23 protein-coding genes are annotated in these 18,782 nt (G+C 69.9%); 5 read left to right on the top strand and 18 right to left on the bottom strand.

The window, feature by feature from the left end; all coding sequences use genetic code 11:
- The first annotated feature begins 102 nt into the window (after positions 1 to 102).
- From ACTWPP_RS30085 to ACTWPP_RS30075, 3 genes are read left to right on the top strand one after another with little or no spacing between them, the layout of a single operon-like run.
- Positions 103 to 762, top strand: a complete 660-nt coding sequence (locus ACTWPP_RS30085; protein ID WP_443107743.1) for a hypothetical protein — start codon at positions 103 to 105, stop codon at positions 760 to 762.
- Positions 759 to 1,361: a hypothetical protein gene (locus ACTWPP_RS30080; RefSeq protein WP_443107742.1), complete on the top strand. Its 603-nt coding sequence runs from the start codon at positions 759 to 761 to the stop codon at positions 1,359 to 1,361. Before ACTWPP_RS30085 ends, ACTWPP_RS30080 begins: the two co-directional genes overlap by 4 nt.
- Positions 1,358 to 2,008 (top strand): hypothetical protein, encoded by a 651-nt coding sequence (locus ACTWPP_RS30075; protein ID WP_443107741.1) that lies wholly within the window; start codon positions 1,358 to 1,360, stop codon positions 2,006 to 2,008. Before ACTWPP_RS30080 ends, ACTWPP_RS30075 begins: the two co-directional genes overlap by 4 nt.
- Here the strand turns inward: ACTWPP_RS30075 and ACTWPP_RS30070 are convergent.
- From ACTWPP_RS30070 to ACTWPP_RS30025, 10 genes are all read right to left on the bottom strand, one after another.
- Positions 1,896 to 3,197: a hypothetical protein gene (locus tag ACTWPP_RS30070; protein ID WP_443107740.1), complete on the bottom strand. Its 1,302-nt coding sequence runs from the start codon at positions 3,195 to 3,197 to the stop codon at positions 1,896 to 1,898. The two genes, ACTWPP_RS30075 and ACTWPP_RS30070, sit on opposite strands and share 113 nt — an antisense overlap.
- Before the next feature lie 172 nt (positions 3,198 to 3,369).
- Positions 3,370 to 3,678, bottom strand: coding sequence for a DUF1416 domain-containing protein (locus ACTWPP_RS30065; protein ID WP_443107739.1), 309 nt, complete (start codon positions 3,676 to 3,678; stop codon positions 3,370 to 3,372).
- 94 nt (positions 3,679 to 3,772) lie between these two features.
- Positions 3,773 to 4,612, bottom strand: coding sequence for a sulfurtransferase (locus ACTWPP_RS30060; RefSeq protein WP_443107738.1), 840 nt, complete (start codon positions 4,610 to 4,612; stop codon positions 3,773 to 3,775).
- Positions 4,609 to 5,043, bottom strand: a complete 435-nt coding sequence (locus ACTWPP_RS30055; RefSeq protein ID WP_443107737.1) for a DUF4395 domain-containing protein — start codon at positions 5,041 to 5,043, stop codon at positions 4,609 to 4,611. The genes ACTWPP_RS30060 and ACTWPP_RS30055 overlap by 4 nt, the downstream gene beginning before the upstream one ends.
- A 77-nt stretch (positions 5,044 to 5,120) precedes the next feature.
- Positions 5,121 to 5,186 (bottom strand): putative leader peptide, encoded by a 66-nt coding sequence (locus tag ACTWPP_RS30050; protein WP_360761443.1) that lies wholly within the window; start codon positions 5,184 to 5,186, stop codon positions 5,121 to 5,123.
- A 189-nt stretch (positions 5,187 to 5,375) separates the two neighbouring features.
- Positions 5,376 to 5,804: a thioredoxin family protein gene (locus tag ACTWPP_RS30045; RefSeq protein ID WP_443107736.1), complete on the bottom strand. Its 429-nt coding sequence runs from the start codon at positions 5,802 to 5,804 to the stop codon at positions 5,376 to 5,378.
- 86 nt (positions 5,805 to 5,890) lie between these two features.
- Entirely contained in the window at positions 5,891 to 6,652 is a 762-nt protein-coding gene (locus tag ACTWPP_RS30040; protein WP_443107735.1) for an anti-sigma factor family protein, read from the bottom strand.
- Complete coding sequence (locus ACTWPP_RS30035; protein ID WP_443107734.1) at positions 6,649 to 7,173, bottom strand: sigma-70 family RNA polymerase sigma factor; 525 nt, start codon at positions 7,171 to 7,173, stop codon at positions 6,649 to 6,651. The genes ACTWPP_RS30040 and ACTWPP_RS30035 overlap by 4 nt, the downstream gene beginning before the upstream one ends.
- A 36-nt stretch (positions 7,174 to 7,209) precedes the next feature.
- Complete coding sequence (locus tag ACTWPP_RS30030) at positions 7,210 to 7,917, bottom strand: LmeA family phospholipid-binding protein (RefSeq protein WP_443107733.1); 708 nt, start codon at positions 7,915 to 7,917, stop codon at positions 7,210 to 7,212.
- Between the two features lie 128 nt (positions 7,918 to 8,045).
- Positions 8,046 to 8,306, bottom strand: coding sequence for a MoaD/ThiS family protein (locus ACTWPP_RS30025; protein ID WP_443107732.1), 261 nt, complete (start codon positions 8,304 to 8,306; stop codon positions 8,046 to 8,048).
- A 220-nt stretch (positions 8,307 to 8,526) separates the two neighbouring features.
- On the opposite strand from ACTWPP_RS30025, the gene ACTWPP_RS30020 reads away from it, so the two are divergent.
- Positions 8,527 to 9,243, top strand: coding sequence for a winged helix-turn-helix transcriptional regulator (locus tag ACTWPP_RS30020; RefSeq protein ID WP_443107731.1), 717 nt, complete (start codon positions 8,527 to 8,529; stop codon positions 9,241 to 9,243).
- On the opposite strand, the gene pstB is transcribed toward ACTWPP_RS30020, so the two are convergent.
- The 5 genes from pstB to mshD form a co-directional block, all read right to left on the bottom strand.
- Positions 9,244 to 10,020: a phosphate ABC transporter ATP-binding protein PstB gene (pstB, locus tag ACTWPP_RS30015; protein WP_443107730.1), complete on the bottom strand. Its 777-nt coding sequence runs from the start codon at positions 10,018 to 10,020 to the stop codon at positions 9,244 to 9,246. It lies immediately after the preceding gene.
- A gap of 62 nt (positions 10,021 to 10,082) precedes the next feature.
- Positions 10,083 to 10,979 carry a phosphate ABC transporter permease PstA gene (gene pstA, locus ACTWPP_RS30010; protein ID WP_443107729.1) on the bottom strand — a complete coding sequence of 299 codons (897 nt, stop codon included), beginning with the start codon at positions 10,977 to 10,979 and terminating at the stop codon, positions 10,083 to 10,085.
- The gene (gene pstC / locus ACTWPP_RS30005) at positions 10,976 to 11,953 is read right to left on the bottom strand and encodes a phosphate ABC transporter permease subunit PstC (RefSeq protein ID WP_443107728.1); all 978 of its coding nucleotides are present in this window, start codon (positions 11,951 to 11,953) and stop codon (positions 10,976 to 10,978) included. The genes pstA and pstC overlap by 4 nt, the downstream gene beginning before the upstream one ends.
- A 107-nt stretch (positions 11,954 to 12,060) precedes the next feature.
- Positions 12,061 to 13,164, bottom strand: a complete 1,104-nt coding sequence (pstS, locus tag ACTWPP_RS30000) for a phosphate ABC transporter substrate-binding protein PstS (RefSeq protein ID WP_443107727.1) — start codon at positions 13,162 to 13,164, stop codon at positions 12,061 to 12,063.
- 324 nt (positions 13,165 to 13,488) lie between these two features.
- Positions 13,489 to 14,385, bottom strand: a complete 897-nt coding sequence (mshD, locus tag ACTWPP_RS29995; protein WP_443107726.1) for a mycothiol synthase — start codon at positions 14,383 to 14,385, stop codon at positions 13,489 to 13,491.
- Between the two features lie 116 nt (positions 14,386 to 14,501).
- Between mshD and ACTWPP_RS29990 the strand changes: the two genes are divergently transcribed.
- A complete protein-coding gene (locus tag ACTWPP_RS29990; protein WP_443107725.1) occupies positions 14,502 to 16,202 on the top strand; it encodes a bifunctional metallophosphatase/5'-nucleotidase in 1,701 nt (566 codons plus the stop codon).
- Positions 16,203 to 16,332: 130 nt separating this feature from the next.
- Here ACTWPP_RS29990 and ACTWPP_RS29985 read toward each other — a convergent pair whose 3' ends face one another.
- The 3 genes from ACTWPP_RS29985 to ACTWPP_RS29975 all read right to left on the bottom strand — a co-directional run bounded on the left by ACTWPP_RS29985 (position 16,333) and on the right by ACTWPP_RS29975 (position 18,705).
- A complete protein-coding gene (locus ACTWPP_RS29985) occupies positions 16,333 to 17,538 on the bottom strand; it encodes an inorganic phosphate transporter (RefSeq protein WP_443107724.1) in 1,206 nt (401 codons plus the stop codon).
- Positions 17,535 to 18,152: a DUF47 domain-containing protein gene (locus ACTWPP_RS29980; RefSeq protein ID WP_392907046.1), complete on the bottom strand. Its 618-nt coding sequence runs from the start codon at positions 18,150 to 18,152 to the stop codon at positions 17,535 to 17,537. The genes ACTWPP_RS29985 and ACTWPP_RS29980 overlap by 4 nt, the downstream gene beginning before the upstream one ends.
- A gap of 361 nt (positions 18,153 to 18,513) precedes the next feature.
- On the bottom strand, positions 18,514 to 18,705 hold the full coding sequence (locus ACTWPP_RS29975) for a hypothetical protein (protein ID WP_021597037.1): 192 nt from the start codon (positions 18,703 to 18,705) through the stop codon (positions 18,514 to 18,516).
- Between the last annotated feature and the right edge of the window lie 77 nt (positions 18,706 to 18,782).

The following is an 18,782-nucleotide window of genomic DNA, read 5'->3' as shown; positions in this document are numbered from 1 at the left end:
GGGTGGGGTATTACCATCTAGCGGGTGCACTCGTACGGACCGGTTCCCCCGCCTCCCGGGGACGCGCGACGGCAGCGTGCGGCGCGGCGCTGGGTGATTCCCGTGTCCGTGCTCGGTGTGGTGGCCGTCCTGACCGCGGCCCTGTGGGCGACGGGCGGCCTCAAGGAGAGGCCGAAGCAGCCGGCCCGGCCCGCGGGGAAGGCGCTCGATCTCGGCCTGTTCACCGTCACCGTCCGGGACGTGCGGATCGGGCTGGCGACCGCGGACTTCGGGAACAAGCAGGAGCGTTTCCTCATCATGCGGATGAGGGTGCTCAACAAGGGCAAGGAGACCGAGTCGCTCGGCGACAGCGGTCTGGCCGACGGTGTGGTCGCGCTGACGAGGACCGGCAAGTGGGTGGAGCCGGAGCGCGTCGAGGGCGTCGCCGGCGGCGCGGAGACGAACGTGGCGCAGCCTGGGCTGCCGGTCGAGGCGTCGGCCATGTGGAAGATGGGCCCGGCGGACTCGCCGGAGAAGCTGACCGTGGGGCTGCGCGAGTGGACGTACGAGCAAGGGTTCACCGACAGCGACTTCAACTGGCTGGTGCAGCGTGAGGACGACAAGCTCGTCGGCCGCCTCACCCTCCCGGTGGCGCCGATGAGCCCCGCGGCCCAGCCGTCCCCGCGGGCGACACGGCCGTCGGCGACACGGCCGTCGGCGACGGCGCGGCCGACGCCGCGCTCCACCCCCCGTTCGCCGAGGCCGACCGCGAGCCGCCGATGAACGCGCGGCAGGTGCTGTTGCGGGGCGGCGCCGGGATCGGCGGGACGGTCCTGCTCGCCGGCGCGATGTGGCTGAATTCCCTCCTGCCCGAGATCAGGGCCGCGGAGCTGGATCCGATCAGGGACGGCGGCACGGTCGGCGAGGAGGTCCGCAACCGCGACTTCAGCGTCCGGGTCGAGAAGGTGGAGGCGGCGCGGTCGCTGGCACCCGGATTCTCGCTCCGCAACCCGCCCCCGGTCGGCACCGACGGCATCTACCTCATCGTGCGGCTCCGCGCGGTGAGCCATCGTGAACCCCTGCAGCTCAGGACGGCCGAACTGGAGACGCCCGGCGGCTACACCTTCAAGCAGGACCCGCGGACGAGCAGCGCGTCCGCGGGCTCCCAGCCCACCTTCCAGCCGATGATCTGGACGCGGACGGCGTTCGTGTTCGAGCTGCCGAAGGAGCGGCTGGAAGGGGCGCACCTGATCGTGGGCACGGGCGGGCTGCTGCCGCAGCTGTCCGCGGCCGCCGACATCGACCTCGGCATCACCGGGGACCGGGCGGACCAGCTGGTCCGGGCCGCCACCGAACGCTACGAGATCAAGGACCAGCCATGACGGCCGACGACACCCGGCCCGACATCCCCGCCGTTCCGGCCGGGCCCCAGGAGAGACGGCAGTCCGAGGAGACGCGGCAGTCCGAGGAGACGCGGGAGACCGAGCAGACGCGGGAGTCCAAGCTGCGGCCCCTCGACAGGCGGATCCTTCAGGCGATCGCGCTGCTGTGCGCCGTCCCCGCGATCCTCGCCCTGCACTGGGTGGACGAGACGAACAACATCGAGAAGAACCTGAAGCCGCCGGAGAAGGTCACCACCGTCCCGCCGGGCGAGGTCGGCGAACTCGTCGGCGCGAGGTGGACGGTCATGAAGCGTGCGACGGCGCAGCCCCGGGTGGGCGGTGCGGGGCAGGTCTCGAACGACGTGACCGAGCTCCGGCTCACGGTCGGCGTCCGTCCCGGGGACGCCGCCAGCGCGAAGGCGGTCGGGTCGTTCGGCCTCGCCTACCGGTTCGTCGACGACGAGGGCCGCGAATGGACCGCCGCGGACTCGACCAGTCAGAAACCGCGGGCGGGCACCGCGATGGCGGTCACCGTCAAGGGGATGGTGCCCCGTGCCAAGGCGGACTCGCTGGACCTTGAGATACGGGCACCGAAGACGTCCCGGAAGAAGGGGGAGCCACTGCCTTCGCTGCGGTTCGAGCACTGACCCTCGCCATGACGAGGTTGAACGCCGCCGCCAGCAGGCAGACGCGCAGGATCTCGAAGACCAGCGCCGTCCCGTACCCGACGAACGGCAGCACCTGGATCCACCACGTCACCTCATGCGGGCCGATCAGCTCGTAGACGAAGCGGCGTGAGGTCTCCTGGCCCACGTCCAGGCCCGCGAACAGCAGGCAGAACGTCGCGAACGGCATCATCCCCGACCGGCGGACGAGGCGCAGCCCGAACCAGGCGGGCAGCCACATCTCCCGGAAACCGCGCGTGAGGATCTCCCGGGCGCTGTTGACCCGCTCGATACCGCCGGCCCTCGCCAGCCGCTGTGCCGCACGGCTGCGGCCGAGCACGACCCGCTCGTCCCCGGCGTCCAGCCCGAGGATCACCCCGGCGATCACCAGCATGATCAGCGCGCCGAGCACCGCGTCCTTGAACGGCGGCCACAGGGCGAGGGCGGGACCCGCGGCGCCCGTCAGCCACTCCCACGCCTGCCGCCCGGTGACCCAGTCGGCCGCTTCGGCGCGCAGGTGGTCGATGGTGAAGATGCCGAACAGCGCGAACTGGACCTCGAGGAACGCGACGAGCGCGCCGACGGCGCGGGGCAGCCGCTCCTCCAGCCGCCACTCCGCCGCCACCTTCATCACGAACAGGCCCGCGGTGAGGCCGATCGCGAGCCCGACGTGCTTCTCCAGCGACAGCAGCAGCTGCAGGGCGTCGATCTGTCCCTGGATGCCGCCCTCGGTGAAGCCGCGGCTCGCGGCCATGTCGGCGAACTCGCGGGCGTCCTCGGACTGCTTACCCCACGCCAGATAGAAGATCACGAACGGGAGCGCGGCGCGGCCCATCGCGCCGATCACCGACTCTTCGTTGCCGACCGCCCACGGCGTCAACTCGCCATCGGACTCGCGGGCGTGCACGACGTCCAGGCCCTCCCGGACGCTGTGCACCATCAGCACCGTGACCGCGAGCGTGATCACCACGAGCAGGCCGACGGTGGCGATCGGCGCGATCGTCGCCGCCGTCCCCTTCATCGAGCCGAGCCGGTAACCGCCGTACATCACGCCGTAGCGCAGCAGTTCGCCGACCGTGAACCACAGGGCGAGCGGCAGGACGAAACGTCCCGCGAGCTTCAGCGTGGCCCACGGAAGTATCAGCGGCGATCGCGCGGACAGTCCCAGCATCGCGCCGATGGTATCGAGCCCGCGCACCCCGCCGCGGCGCTCCCCGGTTGCCCGGGCCCGGAAATGACGGACCCCGCCGTCCGCGTGGAGCGGGCGGCGGGGTCCGGGACGCGCCTTTCCCCCGTGGGGGACGGCCCCCACGCCTCGGGGCGCCGCGTCGCGCTGGTTCGGGTCAGATCGCGACCTGGAGGCCGGCGACCTCGCCGATCTTCGCCGTGACGGCGTTGTCGACGCTCACGCCGCCGGCCGCCAGGACGCGCACGGTCCAGTCGCCGTCGGCGGCGAAGAACCGGAACACGCCCTCGTCGCCGGTGACGACCTCGGCGGTGAACTCGCCCGTCGAGTCGAGCAGGCGGGCGTAGGCGCTGGACACCGGGGCGCCGTCACGAGTGACGGTGCCCTGGATGACGGCCTCGTTGGTGAGGTCGACGGTCGCCGGCAGGTGCGCCGTCTGCTCGGGTGCTGCGCAACCCTGGGTCATTGCTCCTCCATCTCCGTGCACACGGAAAACTCTTCCGCCGGACGTGGCGGGCCGATGATTGCTCGGGCGCGCCCGTTCACTCGGGCGCGCCCGTTCACTTGGGTGCGCCGAGCTCGATCGGGACGCCGATGAGCGAGCCGTACTCGGTCCAGGAACCGTCGTAGTTCTTCACGTTCTGCACACCGAGCAGCTCGCGCAGCGCGAACCAGGTGTGCGAGGAACGCTCGCCGATGCGGCAGTAGGCGATGGTGTCCTTGTTCAGGTCGACGCCGGCCTCGGTGTAGATCTGCCGGAGCTCCTCGTCGGACTTGAACGTGCCGTCGTCGTTGGCCGCCTTCGACCACGGGATGCTGCGCGCGGTCGGCACGTGCCCGGCCCGCTGCGACTGCTCCTGCGGGAGGTGCGCCGGGGCGAGCAGCTTGCCGCTGAACTCGTCCGGGGAACGGACGTCGACCAGGTTCTGCTTGCCGATGGAGTCCACGACCTCGTCGCGGAAGGCGCGGATCGACAGGTCCTGGTCCTTGGCCTTGTACTCGGTCGCCGGACGGGACGGGACGTCGGTGACGAGCTCGCGGGACTCGAGCTCCCACTTCTTGCGGCCGCCGTCGAGCAGCTTCACCCTGTTGTGGCCGTACAGCTTGAAGTACCAGTACGCGTACGCGGCGAACCAGTTGTTGTTGCCGCCGTAGAGGATCACCACGTCGTCGTTGGCGATGCCCTTGGCGGACAGCAGCTGCTCGAACCCGGTCTTGTCCACGAAGTCGCGGCGGACCGGGTCCTGCAGCTCGGTCTGCCAGTCGATCTTCACGGCGCCACGGATGTGGCCCTTGTCGTAGGCGGACACGTCCTCGTCGACCTCGACGAGGACCAGACCGGGCGCGTCCAGGTTGGACTCAACCCAGTCGGTGTCCACCAGGACGTCTGAGCGGCTCATGCGGGAACCTCCCTTTCGGAATTCTTCGCGGTGATACGTCGGATCAGCAGATACATCTCGCACCCGAGGCAGAACCCGAACGCCGCGTTCAGGAACGCCGCCGCCAGCGCGAGGGCGGTGGCACCGATGCCGAGCCAGGTGATCCCCGTCACGTAGCCGACCGTTCCGACCAGGGCGAACGCGAGACCGACACCCTGCGCAAAGCGGGGGGCGGCCGCGTCCTCCAGTTCCCTTGGCGGAGCGAGCCGGGGACGGATCAGCATTGCGAACACGAGTCCGTACGGGGCGTACCGGAGGCCGAGGAAGGTCGCGATGGCGAACACGACGGCCTGAGCGGCGAGCAGCGCCCAGCTTCCGGTCACCAGGACCGCGACGAGGATCACTGTCGTGACGGCCGCGCCGAAGCGTGGCCCACGAGGGTCAACCTGCATCGGGGTGCTCCTGGCGGAGTGGAAGCGTGCGTACGAGCTAGAAGTGGAAGTGCTCGGGGGCGGGTGGGCTCGATGCCTCAGGCCGTACGACAGAGCGAGGCGGCCACGCGGCAGAAGTCGACCGCGCGGCGCTTCGTGAGCATCTGCTCTGTCCAGTCACGCACGAACACGATAGTAATCCGCCAATCGACGTACTGTCACATCCGTCTCGCCTTCCGAGACAGCGGGGTGCTCTTCGTCCGGCGTGTCACGGATCAACGCACCGTTCAGCCCACCGAGGACGAAAAGGACTCGTCTGACGATGGCCTTATGGCAGGTCGCCCGGGTACGGCTCACTGAATGGCCTCGCCCAGGGCCGCGATGACGTCGGGCTTGCGGGGGGCGCCGGCGGCGCGGCGGACGATGCGTCCGGCGTCGTCCAGGACGAGGACGGTCGGCGTGCGGATCACGTTCAGCCGGCGGACGAGGTCCAGGTGCGCCTCGGCGTCGAGCTCGACGTGCGCGACGCCGTCCACCATGCCCGCGACCTCGCCGAGGACGCGGCGGGTGGCACGGCACGGTGCGCAGAACGCGCTGGAGAACTGCAGCAGTGTCGCCTTCTCGCCGAGGTCGGCGCCCAGGTCGTCCGGCCGGATGATGTCGCCCACCTCGTCGTCCCCGCTTCTCCGGCGTGCGCGCAGGACGCCGTCGCGGCGCCGCCGCAGCAGGCCGAACACCGTGGCCGCGGCGATCACCGCCGCCGCAATGAGTACACCCGTCATCGGTAGGGACAACCGCGCGGGGCCGCGAGTTCTTCCATGAGCATCGGGTCAGGTGGGTCGGCGGTTCAGGCGGGGTGCCGGGCCGGTCAGGTCGGGATCGTGAGGAGCGGCTGGCCGCCCAGGCCGACGATCTCGAACGAGAACAGCTGCCCGCGCGGGAACATCGTGGAGCCGCGGTACTCACCGTAGCCCTCGTCGTACGGCACGTACCAGCTGCCGAGCGCGTCACGGCGGCCGTCCCGCGCGATCACCAGCAGCCGGCAGCGCGACCCCTTCGGGACGCCCGCCAGATGCAGTTCGACCTCCGTGCCCCACCGTTTCTTCTTCAGCAGCACGTACCCCTTGATGTTCGTCTCGGGGTTCTCGGCGGCGATCCGCTCGACGTCGCCGGTGATGGCGGGCGAGGCGGACGGCGAGGCGGACGGCGGCGGCGACGCGGCGTTCTGCGACCCGAACGGGAGCAGGAAGCCGCCGAACAGGGCGCCGATGACCAGCAGCAGGCACGCGGCGGTGGCGAGCGGGGCCCATCCGGGACCGCGCCCGCCGGCCCGCCGCCCCAGAGGTCCGGGCAGTCCAAGGGATCCGAGCGATCCGAGCGATCCCCTCCTTCGCTCGGCCGCGCGGGCCAGGAGCCCGTCCAGCAGTTCGGGCGGCGGGCCGGCCATCTGGTCGAGCTGCGACTCCTCGACCCGGCCGAGCATCGCGGGCAGGCCGGCCAGCCCCGCGAGCTCGTCCCGGCAGGCGGGGCAGTCCGCCAGGTGGGTCTCCACCTGGGACCGCTCGCCGGAGTCGAGCGAGCCGAGCACGTAAGACCCGAGCGCTGTGCGCACGTCCGTGCAGTCGTTCATGGCGCCAACCCCCGCTCCTCCAATGCGAGTTTGAGCGCCCGCAGTGCGTAATAGGTGCGGGACTTGACCGTGCCCGGCGGGATGCCCAGCGTCTTCGCCGTCTCCGCCACGGACCGGCCCTTGTAGTAGGTCTCCACCAGGACGGCACGGTGCGGCGCGCTCAGCCCGGCCAGCGCCTCGGCGACCGTCCAGGACTCCAGCGCCCGATCGATGTCGTCCGAGCTGGACGCGGTCATCATGACGTGGTCGTCGATGCCCGTCTCCGGCGGCCGCGCGCGCTTGGCGCGATGCGCGTCCACCACGAGGTTGCGCGCGACCGTGAACAGCCATGGTCGGACCGGACGTCCCGCAAGCGCCTCCGGGTGTTTCCAGGCGCGTAGCAGCGTCTCCTGCACGACATCCTCGGCCTGGGTTCGGTCCCCACCCGTCAGCCGCAGAACGTAGCCGAGGAGGGGACCTCCATGCTCGCTGTACAGGGCGCGCAGCAAACTCTCATCCGCGGTGGGACCCACACCATTCACACGTACGGGCGGCCGGGCCGGTTCACCAGGGCCGGGTCATTTCTGTACCTGCTGGATGTCGTTCAGCTTGACGTTCTCGGCGGTGGCGCCGACCCGGAGCCCCTCCGCCGTCGGCCGGATCTCGGTGATCTTGGCCCCGAGCGGCAGCGCGGGGACGGGCACGACCCAGGTGAGCTGCCGCTTCATCGCCGCCAGCGGGACCTGCGGGCCCCCGTTCGACTCCACCGACACGGGACTGACCGCGATGCCGCGCGCGGTCGGCTCGACCTCCACGACGCCGGTGCCGGACAGCCGGAAGCCCAGGACGCTGCCCTCCATGTCCACCGCCAGGTTGTCGCCCTTCGGGGCGATCCGCTTGACCTCCTTCGGCGCGTGCTTCTTGATCAGCGGGTAGGGGACGACGGCGGACACGGTCGCGGTCCGCGCGGTGACGTTCGCGGTGTTGCCCCCGGTGACCTCCGACAGCGGCGCGCTCACCCCGCGCATGTCGACCCTGACGTCGGTGACGGTCACGCCCTGTTCCGTCCAGTCGCCGATGGCCAGTTCGATGTGCCCGTACTCGCCGCCGATCACCTGCGTGAGGAAGGGAATGCCGTGGATGGTGACCTCCGGCGGCTGCGTCAGATCGCTCTGCGCCGAGACCTCCTGGGCGATCCTGTCCTCGGCGATCCGCACACCGATCCGGTCGGCGGCGACCACGCCGACGATCGCGAGGATCAGCAGCACCACGAGTACTTTCCGCATGTCTCTCCTCCGCCCGACGGCATGCGATCGCTACACCTTGCGATCGCCACACCTTATTGCGCGGACGCACCAGAACGGGTCAGACCGGAGAATGACCTCGAAGTTCGGAAAATCACTCCATTGTGATATCAACCACCCGCGAACGGCGGCAGAACCTCCACGACGCCGCCCTCCGGAAGCTCCACCGACGCGTGCGGACGGCCGCCCACCGGATCTCCGTCGACGAGGAACGAACTGCGTCCCACGACCCTCTCGAACTCGGTTCCGCGCCCGTCCCGCGAGGTCGCGGCGGCGATCGCCTCGGCCAGCGTGCCCGCGTCGTACGGCTCCTCGTGCGTACCCGCCGCCGCCTTCGCGGCGGCCCAGTACCGCATCGTCCCCTTGGCCATGTCCCCAGACTCTCATTCCCGCCGCGTGACCGTCCCGACCTGGCCACTCCATTGTCCGCCGGACCCACTCCGTTATGCTCGGGGGGAGGGATCCGGGCGACGAGGCCATGGAGTTCATTCAGAAACCCTTCATGGCCGCCTCGTCCTTGAGCCGACGGCCATGGCCGGGCTTGGGGGTGGGCCGCCTGGATCCTACGTCTTTGTGGACGGGAGGCGGCACTTGAGCAGCTTGCTCTTGTTGACCAACGCATTGGAGCCCTCGGACGAGGTCCTGCCCGCGCTCGGGCTGCTGCTGCACTCCGTGCGCGTCGCCCCGGCGGAGGCGTCCGCCCTCATCGACGCCCCACCCGCCGACATCGTGCTGGTGGACGCCCGCCGGGACCTGGCGCAGGCCAAGAGCCTGTGCCGGCTGCTGCGCACCACCGGGCTCGACTGCCCGCTGCTCGCCATCGTGACCGAAGGCGGGCTCGCCGCCCTCAGCTCCGAGTGGGGCCTGGACGACGTGCTGCTCCAGGCCGCCGGGCCCGCCGAGGTCGAGGCGCGGCTGCGGCTCGCGGTGGGGCGCGCCGCCGTCGCCGACGCCGAGGAGGTCCCCGGCGAGATCCGCAGCGGCGACCTCACGATCGACGAGGCCACCTACACCGCCCGCCTCCGCGGACGGGTGCTCGACCTCACCTTCAAGGAGTTCGAGCTGCTGAAGTACCTCGCGCAGCACCCGGGCCGGGTCTTCACCCGCGCCCAGCTGCTGCAGGAGGTGTGGGGCTACGACTACTTCGGCGGTACCCGCACCGTGGACGTCCACGTCCGCCGCCTGCGCGCCAAGCTGGGCGCCGAGTACGAGTCCCTCATAGGCACGGTCAGGAACGTCGGCTACCGCTTCGTCCCCGACCACCGCCCCGGCGGCGACACCGAAGAGAAGACCCCGGCACCCGCGTGATCAGCCGAAGCGGCCGGTGATGTAGTCCTCGGTCGCCTTCTGCTCCGGGTTGGTGAAGATCTTGCTCGTCTCGTCGATCTCAATGAGCTTGCCCGGCTTGCCGGTTCCGGCGATGGTGAAGAACGCGGTGCGGTCGCTGACGCGGGCGGCCTGCTGCATGTTGTGCGTGACGATGACGATCGTGTACTGCGACTTCAGCTTGTCGATCAGGTCCTCGATCGCGAGGGTGGAGATCGGGTCGAGCGCCGAGCACGGCTCGTCCATCAGGAGGACCTGGGGCTGGACGGCGATGGCGCGGGCGATGCAGAGGCGCTGCTGCTGGCCGCCGGACAGGCCCGCACCGGGCTTGCTCAGCCGGTCCTTGACCTCCTTCCACAGGTTGGCTCCCTGCAGCGACTCCTCGACGATGTCGTCCAGCCGGCTCTTGCGGCGCACGCCGTTCAGCTTCAGGCCCGCCGCCACGTTGTCGTAGATGGACATCGTGGGGAACGGGTTGGGCCGCTGGAAGACCATGCCGACGAGGCGCCGCACCGCGACGGGGTCGACGGACGAGTCGTACAGGTCCTCGTCGTCCAGCATGACCTTGCCCTCGACACGGGCGCCCGGAATGACCTCGTGCATCCGGTTGAGCGTGCGAAGGAACGTGGACTTGCCGCAGCCGGACGGCCCGATGAACGCCGTCACCGAGCGCGGCTCGACCGTCATCGAGATGTCCTCGATGGCGTGGACGCCGCCGTAGTAGGCGTGCAGCCCGGAGACCTCGATCCGCTTGGCCATGGGGTTGGTGGTCCTTTCTGTGGGTCCCGCGGTTCGGTGACGCGCGATTCAGTGGCGCGTCCTCAGTGACGCGTGGGAGAGCTGCGCCGGGCGACGAACCGGGCGACCAGGTTGAGCAGCATGATGATCCCGATCAGGACGAGGGCACCCGTCCAGGCCCGGTCGATCGAGTTCTGGTTGGGGTCGGCGGCCTGCTCCCAGATGAAGGTGGGCAGCGACGCCTGCGGGCCGTTGAACGGGTCGTTGTTGATCGCCTTGGTGAAGAAGATCGTGAGCAGCAGCGGCGCGGTCTCCCCCATCACGCGGGCGACGGCCAGCATCACGCCGGTCACGATCCCGGTCATCGCGGTCGGCAGGACGACGAACAGGACCGTCCGCCAGCGGGGCACGCCGAGCGCGTAGGACGCCTCGCGCAGGTCGTTCGGGACCAGCTTGAGCATCTCCTCGGTGGCCCGCACCACGGTCGGGATCATCAGGATCGTCAGGGCCAGCGCCCCGGCGAACCCGGAGAACTCGAACCCGAACGTCAGCAGCCACAGCGCCAGGACGAACAGGCCGGCGACGATGGACGGGATGCCCATCATGACGTCCACGGTGAAGCTGATGATCTTGCCGAGCCGTCCGTTCCCGGCGTACTCCACCAGGTAGATCCCGGTCAGGATGGCGATCGGGACGGCGATCAGGCTGCTGATCGCGACCTGCTGAAGGGTGCCGATGATGGCGTGGTAGGCGCCGCCGCCCGGGTCGCTGCCGCTGACCGCGTTCATCGAGAACTGGAAGAACGTGAGGTCGAGCCGCTCGAGGCCGTTCACGAGGACCGTCCACAGCACCGACACCAGCGGGATGACCGCCAGCGCGAACGCCAGGTAGACCAGCCCCTGGACGACCCGGTCCTTGATCTTCCGCCCGAGCGAGACCGACGACAGGCTCGAGCCCTTGCCGGTGGTCAGGGTGGTCACACGAATTCCTTCCGGCGGGCGACGACGGCGCGGGCCGCCATGTTGACGACCAGGGTGATCACGAAGAGGACGAGGCCGGAGGCGATGAGGGCGCCGCGGCCGGTGACCGACGCCTCGGCGAAGCTGTTGGCGATGTTGGCGGCGAACGTGGAGCCGCCGTTCTCCAGGATCTTCCAGTTGATCCCGGGCACGAACGTCAGCACCATCGCGACCGCGATCGTCTCGCCCATCGCGCGGCCGAGCCCGAGCATCGAGGCGCCGATCATGCCGGACCGCCCGTACGGCAGCACCGACATCCGGATCATCTCCCAGCGGGTGGCTCCGAGCGCCAGCGCGGCCTCCACGTTGGGCCGCGGGACCTGCAGGAACACCTCCCGGGAGATGGACGAGATGATCGGCAGGATCATGATGGCCAGCACCACCGAGGCCGTGAAGATCGAGTTCTTGCCGGGGCTGCCGCCGAACAGCGGGATCCAGCCGAACACCGCGTTGAGGAACCGGCTGACCTCGTCCATGTGCTGGGACAGGAACACCAGGCCCCAGAGCCCGTACACGATGCTGGGGACGGCGGCGAGCAGGTCGACGATGTAGCCGAGCCCGGACGCGAGCCGCCGCGGCGAGTAGAACGAGATGAACAGCGCGATGCCGATCGCGATGGGCGTCGCGATGAGCATCGCCAGCACCGAGGAGATCGCCGTCCCGAACGCCAGCTGCGCGATGCCGAACTCCGGCGGGTTCGCGTTGGGGTTCCACTCCTCGGTGGTGAGGAAGCTCGCCTCGTTCTCCCGCAGGGCCGGGATGGCCTTCCAGACGAGGAACGCCGCGATCGCGGCGACGAGCGCCAGCACGGTGACGCCCGAGCCGCGGGCCGCGCCTGCGAAGATCCTGTCACCGGCGCGTCCGGTGCTCATCGCGGCGCCGGTGGCGCGGTGCCGGGCGCCGGCCCGCGCCTCGACGCCGGTCTCGCTGGTCATGGGGGTGCCTCCTTCGATCACGTCGGCCGAAACCAGGCCGGCCCCGCCGCCCGGCCCCCCGGTGAGGGGGTCGTCGGCGGCGGGGCTGCGGCTGGTGTCGTCCGCTGTCAGGACAGCGCCTTCACGGACGCCTGGACCTTGGTCAGCACGCTCTGCGGGATCGGCGCGTAACCGTGTTCGGTGAGGATCTTCTGACCGTCCGCGCTGGAGGTGTAGGTCAGGAAGGACTTGACGAACTCGGCCTGCTCGGCCGGCAGGCCCTTCTCACACGCGATCTCGTACGTGACCAGGACGATCGGGTAGGCGCCCGTCTCCTTGGTGGTGTAGTCGATCTCGAGTGCGACGTCGTTGCCGGTGCCGACGACCTTCGCTCCGGCGACGGCCTTGGAGGCGCTGTCCGGCGACAGCTCGGTGAACTCGCCGGCGCCGTTCTTCACTTGCGCGGTCTGCAGCTTGTTGTTCGTCGCGTACGACATCTCCACGTAGGAGATGGCGCCCTCGGTGCTCTTCACCTGGCTGGTGACGCCGTCGGACTTGGGTGCGCCCTGACCGGTGGAGTTCGGCCACTTCTTGGCGGCCTCCCACGTCCAGATGTCGGGCGCGGTGGTGTTCAGGTAGTTCGTGAAGTTGTCGGTGGTGCCCGACTCGTCCGAACGGTAGACCGGCTTGATCGGCGAGGACGGGAGCTCCGCGCCCTCGTTCTCCTTGGCGATCGCCGGGTCGTTCCACGTCTTGACCTTGCCGGAGAAGACCTTCGCGATCGTCTCGGGCGAAATCTTCAGCCCGTCCACACCCGGAAGGTTGTAGACCACGGCGACGGGGCCGACGACCATCGGCAGGTTCAGCGCCTTGTTGCCCTCGCAGCGCTGCTGCGCCGCGGTCGCCTCTTCGGCGTCGAGCGCCGAGTCCGAGCCGGCGAACGCCACCTGCCCGTTCGTGAACGCCTGGATGCCGGCCCCCGAGCCGGACGGGTTGTAGTTGAGGTTCGCGCCCGCGCATTCGGCGGCGTAGACCTTCGTCCACTCCTCCATGGCGTTCTTCTGCGCACTGGAACCGGCCGCGTTGACGCTGGCCTTCGCGCAGTCGATGTTGGCCGACGGCGCGCTCCCCGTGCTCGCCGTCGTGTTGTTGTCGCTCCCGCAGGCGGTGAGGGCCAGTGCCCCCGCGACGACCACGCCGCTCAGGGCGGCAAGTCGGGAACCGTTCTTCACCGGAGGGTCTCCTCTTAGTTTCGTCGGCCGGGCCCCCCGGTCCGGTCCTGGCTCGCTGCGCAGGTGCCGGGGTCACCGTCGGATGCGACGCTAAGCAGGCGAAGTGACCAGCCACCCTGATCCAGGTGAACGGCGGATGAACGAGGATGACCAGCACCGGGAAGAATGTCCCGATTTGCCATGGACGCCGGGTTAACAGCGCAGCTCACAACGCAAAAGATCCGGTAGAGACCGGGTCATGCGCAGTGCGGACGCTCGGCCCGTGTGCGGGGCTCGGCCATGCGGAAGGCCGGCGGTGCGGAAGGCCGGCGGTGCGGAGGTCGCCTAGGTCGTCGCGTACATGACGTCGACGGCGTGGCGGGTGAAACCGAGGGACTCGTACAGGCGGACGGCCGCGACGTTCGACTCGTCCACATAGAGCATGAACTGGTCGACGCCGGCGTCGCGCAGGTGGTGCAGCCCCTTCAGGGTCAGGGTGCGGCCGAGGCCGAGGCCCTGCGCGTCCGGGTCGACGCCCACGACGTAGACCTCGCCGACGCCGCCCGGGTGGATCTTGGTCCAGTGGAAGCCGGCCGGCCGGCCGTCCCGCTCGGCGAGGAAGAAGCCGGCCGGGTCGAACCAGTCCTCGGCCTCCCGCGCGCGGACGTCGTCGATCGTCCAGGCGCCCTGCTCGGGGTGGTCGGCGAACGCGCGGGCGTTCACCTCCAGCCACGCCCGCTCGTCCCGGCCGGGCTCGAAGGTACGGAGGGTGACGCCCGCCGCGACCCGCGTCTCCGGCAGCGGACCGGACGCCGGGCGCCGCATCTGGAACAGCGCGCGGACACGCGCCATGCCTTCACCGGCCGCCAGCCCGGCCGCCGCGGGAAGGTCACCGTGCGCCCATACGCGGAGCGGCCCACCGGCCTCCTCGCGGAGCGCACGCAGCAGCGCGCGCCCGTGCCCCCGGCGCCGGTGCTCCGGATGGACGACGAGTTCCCCCGCCGCCGGTTCCTCATCGGTCGCCGGATCAAGATGCGCGTACGCGACGATTCGCCCGCCGTCTCTCCCGCCGTCTCCGCCGCCGTCGTGGATCGCCATCCCGGCGCGGCCGCCGCGGAGCGCGAGCAGCGAGTGCTCCGACAGCGGCCCGACCCCGTCGGCGTCCGCCGCCGCCTCGGCCAGTGCCAGCACCTCGGCGATCTCACCGTCCCCCAGCGTCCCGCGCGCCCGCAGCTCACTCACGGTCACCACCCTATGCGGACGAGCCGTAATGATCGCCGGAACCCCTGATCGATTCGTCACAGAAACGTCACCGCGCCGCCGGGAACCGTATGCCGGACGCACTTACCGTCCGCAGCATGACTCGACGACGCACCATCCTGGCGTGCGCGGCGGCGGGGTTGACGGTCATCGGCCTGACCGCCCAACCCGCCGCCGCGCGGCCCGCACCGACCGCGTCCGTGCGGCTGCTCGCACTGAACGACTTCCACGGCAACTTGGAGCCGCCGTCCGGCAGCTCCGGCAGGGCCGTCGACGAGAACGGCGACACCGTCCCCGCCGGCGGCGCCGCCTACGTCGCCGCCCACCTGAACAAGCTGCGGAACCGCGACACCCTCACCGTCGCGCAGGGCGACCTGATCGGGGCCTCGCCGCTGCTGTCCGCCGCCTACCACGACGAGCCCACCGTGCAGTTCCTCGGCGACATCGGCGTCACGGCCTCCGCCGTCGGCAACCACGAGTTCGACGAGGGCTACAAGGAGCTGCTGCGCATCCAGAACGGCGGCTGCCACCCGGTCGACGGCTGCTCCCCCGAAGGCGAGTGGCGGGGCGCGGAGTTCGACTACCTCGCCGCGAACGTGCTGAAGAAGCGCGAGTTCGGCAAGCACCGGCACTGGAAGCGGCCGATCCTGAAGCCGTGGACGATCCGCCGCGTCAACGGCGTCCGGGTCGGCTTCATCGGCGTCGTCACCAAGACCACCCCGAGCATCGTCACCGCGGAGGGCATCAAGGGCCTTGAGTTCCAGGACGAGGTCGAAGCCGCGAACCGGGCCGCCCGCGAGCTGAAGCGCCGCCACGTCCGCGCGATCGTGCTCCTCGTCCACGAGGGCGACGAGGTGAACTCCGGTCAGCGGCCGGACGAGTGCGGCGTCGTCCCGGGCGCCGGGTCCCGCATCGCCTCGGAGGCCGACCCGGAGATCGACGTCGTGCTGTCCGGGCACACCCACGAGCAGTACGTGTGCTCGGTCGAGGACCCGGACGGCGACCCGCGCCTGTTCTCGTCCGGCTCCTCCTACGGCCGCGTGATCACCGAGGTGAACCTCAAGGTGAACCGCCGCACCGGCGACATCGACCGGTCCTCGCTCCGCGGCGACAACCACGTCGTCACCCGTGACGTGCCGCCGGACCCGAAGACGGAACGGTTCGTCCAGACCTGGAAGGACCGCGTCTCCGAGATCGCCGACAAGCCCATCGGGGGCATCACCGCCGACCTCACCCGCACACCGTCCCCGTCGGGCGAGACCGCGCTCGGCGACGTCATCGCCGACGCGCAGCTCGCCGGGACCAAGGACCTCGGCGCGCAGGTCGCGCTGATGAACCCGGGCGGTATCCGCACCGACCTCACCTACGCGGCGAGCGGCTCGGAAGGCGACGGCGTCGTCACCTACGGCGAGGCGTTCGCCGTCCAGCCGTTCAGCAACGTGATGGGAGTCGTGTCCCTGACGGGCGCGCAGATCGACGCGCTCCTCGAACAGCAGTGGACGGACGCGGGCGAGAAGATCCTCCAGCCGTCGGCCAACCTGCACTTCACCATCGACCGCTCCGGCCCCGTCGGCGACCGCGTCTCCGCCATCACCATCGACGGAACGCCCGCCGACCCGGACACCGCCTACAAGGTCGCGGCGAACAACTTCCTCCTCGGCGGCGGTGACGGCTTCACCGTCTTCACCGAGGGCACCGGCCAGGTGCTGGGCCCGATCGACCTCGACACCTTCGTCGCCTACTTCAAGGCCCAGGGCACGATCTCGCCCCCGCCCCTGAACAGAATCACCGGTCGGTGACCCCGTTCCGTTGACTGCGGCGTGCCGCCCTTGCGCGGCTTCACAAGGGCGGCACGCCGCAGTTCAGTGTGGTGTGGAGCGAGCCTGGCGATCCATGTGACGTGGAGGTCGTGACGGGCCCGCCGGTGGATCACGCTCCGAAGAGGTGGACCACGAAGTAGACAAGGGCTGCCACCCCGGCGGCCATGGGCATGGTCAGGACCCAGGCGGTGATGATGTTGCCCGCCACGCCCCAGCGGACCGCGGAGAGCCGCTTGGTCGCGCCCACGCCCATGATGCAGGACGTGATCGTGTGGGTGGTGGAGATTGGAGCGTGCCAGATGTATGCGGTCGCGTACAAAATCATCGAGGCCGTCGATTCGGCGGCGAACCCCTTCGGCGGATCCAGTTCGATCACCTTGCGGCCCAGCGTACGCATGATCCGCCAGCCGCCGGCGTAGGTGCCGAGGGACAGCGCGCCCGCACAGGAGATGATGACCCACAGGGGGACGTCGCTGCCGTCGGAGTGGCCGGTGGTGACCAGGGCCAGGACGATGATGCCCATCGTCTTCTGCGCGTCCTGGAGGCCGTGCCCCAGCGCCATCGACGCGGCCGACAGCGACTGCGCGATCCGGAACCGGCGGGCGATCCGGCCCGGGTTGGCACGGCGGAAGATCCACAGGATGGCGACCATCACCAGGTAGGCGAGCCCGAACCCGGCGACCGGCGAGATCACCATCGGGATGGCGACCTTCTCCATGACGGTGGACCAGCTCACCGACGACGCCGACGCGACCCCGGCACCGACCACGCCGCCGATCAGCGCGTGCGAGGACGACGAGGGCAGCCCGAAGTACCAGGTGATCATGTTCCAGGTGATCGCGCCCAGCACGCCGGCCGCGACCACCGTGAGACCGTGCAGACCGGTGGGCGGGGTGATGACCTCGCTGACGGTCTTGGCGACCTCGACGCCGAGCAGGGCGCCGATCAGGTTCATCACGGCCGCCATCAGCAGCGCCGCCCGCGGTGTCAGCGCCCGGGTGGACACCGACGTCGCGATGGCGTTGGCGGCGTCGTGGAAGCCGTTGGTGTAGTCGAAGACCAGCGCGATGACCACGACCAGGATGAGGACCGCGGTCTGCGCGTCCTGGCGCAGGCCCAGCGCCCCGGAGATCACCACCGCGAGGAGGCCCAGCAGCAGGAAGGGCCAGAACCTCACCGGGCCGCGGCGGACCTGCTCGGCGAGCGTCGGATCCGCCCCGGGAGGCTCGTCCTTGGTCAGGACCGCCCCGACGGTCCCGCCTGTGGCGGGTTCGGCGGGGCGGCCGGATTCTGGCGGTTCGTCCTTCGCGCTCATGATTCCTTGACCGAGATCGTCTCGACCGTGTTGGCGACATGCTCGAACGCGTCCGCCGCGTCCTCCAGCCGGTCGATGACCTGCTTCAGTTTCAGGACCGTGAGGGTGTCGTAGTCGCCGCTGAACAGCTGCGCCAGCAGCTTGCGGTAAACCTGGTCGCCCTGGTTCTCAAGCCTGTTGATCTCGATCCAGTACTCGTTGAGCTCCTTCATCGAGCGCAGCCTCGGCATCGCCTCGGCGGTCAGCTCCGCTGCGCGTTCCAGCACCTCCACCATGGCGACGATGCCTTTGGGGAACTCGTCGATCTTGTAGAGCACGACGAGGTCCGCTGCCTCTTCCATCTCGTCCATCACGTCGTCGATCGTCGAGGCCAGCCGGTAGATGTCCTCGCGGTCGAAAGGCGTGATGAAGGTTTCGTTGAGCCGTCGCATGATCGCGTGAGTGCATTCGTCGCCCGCATGCTCGCAGGCACGCATCTTCTCCGCGATCGCTGCACGGTCTGAGCCGTCGCTGATGAGTTCCACGAGCAGCCTGGCACCGGTGACCAGGTTGTTCGCCGAGTCGGCGAACATGTCGTAGAAGCTGTCCTCACGCGGCGTGAGACGCAAGCGCACGTCGTTCTCCTGAAGTGCCGGAACAGTCCGCAGAGGATCGTAGGCGCAACCAGCCGTAAAAAGAACCTTTGCCCCAGCTTCGGCTGGTGTCCGCCATCCTCTCACCTACAAGATTGCCCTACACCATCAGGTACATACCTGTTGTGAACCCCGGTATCCGCCGGGTTCCCAGAACCCGCGGGCCGGACGGGACCGTCACCTGACCGGCGACGAGGAGCAGGGAGTGAGATTCGTTACAGGGCCGGGACGCGAAACTCGCTGTGGCCGGCGCGAAAGACGAACCGGGGACGCCTGATCGGCGTCCCCGGCGCAACTGCGGGCTTCGGCTCGGCCGGCCCCCGGGGGGATGCCCCCGGACGGCCTAGTCCTGTGGCGTCAGCTCGCGACGACCGGCTTCGTCGGACCGTACCCCGAGCACCATGTCGATTTCCGCGACGGTGAGCGGCCGCTCCGCCGCCGCCACCGCACTGAGCATCTCGGCATAGAGTTCGATCTCGTCCAGCGCAACACGATCGTGGACGCGCAAATCAAGGTTCTGGCGCACCGCGTCCACCTCCGTTCGTCCCCACACCCAAATCGAGGCTACGCGGCCGACCCCGACGGGCACATGACCCAAGCGGGTCATTCGAG

This window comes from Actinomadura sp. 3N407, from assembly GCF_052245875.1.
Classification (GTDB): Bacteria; Actinomycetota; Actinomycetes; order Streptosporangiales; family Streptosporangiaceae; genus Spirillospora.
This window is presented reverse-complemented; position numbering and strand designations above follow the sequence as displayed.